Here is a 238-nt window from a genome sequence, read left to right on the forward strand (position 1 = left end):
GAGCGCCCCTGGAGTAGAGGTAGCGTGCACCAAGTGCTGACCAACGAGAAATACATAGGTAACAACGTCTACAACAAAACATCCTCCAAACTACGTAAACGTATCAGCCGCAACCCACCCGAAAAGTGGGTTCGATGTGATGGGGCATTCCAGGGGCGCTCGAAATCGGTGACCAGCCCCTCGGCGTTCAGTGCATCGGCAATATCGTGCTCACTCATCCCGTTGTGGATGAACTGGT

1 protein-coding gene is annotated in these 238 nt (G+C 53.8%); it reads left to right on the forward strand.

Annotated features, from left to right (window positions below):
• The coding region (locus tag AC0L20_RS41795; RefSeq protein ID WP_473295960.1) for a recombinase family protein at window positions 1–238 on the forward strand (238 nt) is incomplete at both ends.

It is taken from the genome of Bradyrhizobium sp. Kon58, from assembly GCF_055807455.1.